Origin of the sequence: Thermogutta sp., assembly GCF_014359955.1 — a bacterium.
Classification (GTDB): domain Bacteria; phylum Planctomycetota; class Planctomycetia; order Pirellulales; family Thermoguttaceae; genus Thermogutta.
In genome coordinates this window covers 1-1,511 of sequence record NZ_JACIYL010000954.1, presented here as the reverse complement: position 1 = coordinate 1,511, position 1,511 = coordinate 1, and the positions used below count along the sequence as shown (strand labels likewise).

The 1,511-nt window shown below is 56.5% G+C and carries 2 protein-coding genes; both read left to right on the top strand.

The window, feature by feature from the left end:
• On the top strand, window positions 1-375 hold a 375-nt coding region (locus H5U08_RS18505; protein WP_366494878.1), incomplete at its 5' end, for a sulfatase/phosphatase domain-containing protein.
• A 366-nt stretch (window positions 376-741) separates the two neighbouring features.
• On the top strand, window positions 742-1,511 hold a 770-nt coding region (locus H5U08_RS18500), incomplete at its 3' end, for a glycosyl hydrolase family 28 protein (RefSeq protein ID WP_297036542.1).

Below are 1,511 nucleotides of genomic sequence, written 5' to 3'. Positions count from 1 at the left end.
GACCGATTGCCAGCCGGCAGAACATATGACCAACCGGTGATGCATATTGACCTTGTGCCCACCATCCTCGCTGCGGTGGGACTGGAGATCCCGGAGCATCTCGATGGTGTCAATCTACTCCCCTACTGGCTGGGCGAGAAGCAGGAGGCGCCTCACGAAATTCTTTTCTGGGGTCTGCCGCCCAAAAGGTACGCGGCACGGGCGGGCAATTGGAAGCTTGTGGTCCGGGAGGGAGTGCCCGAACTGTACGACCTAGCAAACGACCCACATGAGGAAAGAAACGTCGCCGCCGATCATCCCGAGGTTGTTCACGCAATGCTGGAGCAGGCCGAAGCCTGGCAGCGCCGCACAGGCAGGTTACAGGCCGACCGCTGAAGGCTGCAGCATGAGAGACCATATGGCACGTGCCTGCGGGAATCCGCCAGAACATGAACGAGGAGTGACGGTCGAATTAAAGCATATTATTAATGGCTCAGATAAAATGATATTGTTAGTAAAATTGTGGGGCAGCCACACCACCGCGTGAGTTTGCCGGAATAACACGATGCTGCAACGGTGGCGACAAGCTATGCGTACTCGCACAGATGGTGACCTGTGGGGGCGCCAGGTCGGAGGGCCGTTTGCTTATGCGTGGACAGCGAAGCGCGGACTGACCACTTGTGCGAGCATCAGTAAAATGGCGCTTTTATTTACCTGATGTGCGCGTGGCAGAAGTCTCGAGAATCGTACGGAGTTGATCGTATGCAGAAGCTGAGACTTGGTACTGCTGTATGCCTGCTCCTGGTTGGCACAGGTCAGCTTGTCAGTGCCAAGGTTGCGAAACCAAGGATCTTCAATATCAAGAGCTATGGCGCTGTCGGCGACGGCGTGGCCATAGATACCGCAGCGATTCAACGGGCGATTGATGCCTGTCACGAGGCCGGCGGCGGGATCGTTCGGGTACCACCCGGCCATTTTCAGATCGGGACGATTCATCTGAAAAGTAATGTTACTCTCTCGCTTGATTATGGAGCCAGATTGCTGGGCAGCCAGAACCCGGCGGACTATCCCACGGATAACCTGCGGCCGGCGCGTGAAGGGCAGGCGGAATGCCTGATTTACGCCGAGAACGCGACCAATATCCGGCTGGAAGGTCTTGGCATTATCGATGGCCGGGGGACACCGGAGGCCTTTCCGAAACGCCGGGGGCCCGGTGGCCGAGACACACGTCCGAGGCTGCTCCGCTTCGAGAGTTGCGAGAACGTGACGTTTTCGGGGCTGACCTATCAGCGCCCTGCGTTCTGGGGGTTGCACCTGGTCGATTGCAAAAATGTTCACTTCACTGCGGTGACCATTCGTTTCCTCAATAATCAACCCAACAACGACGGTATCGATTTGGATGGTTGCGAAAACGTGCTGATTGAAAACTGTGATATTCAATCGGGGGATGACGCGATTTGTCTGAAAAGCTCGCGGAATCCGTGCCGTAACGTCGTGGTGCGCGGGTGCAAAGTTTGTAGTCATACCGCCCC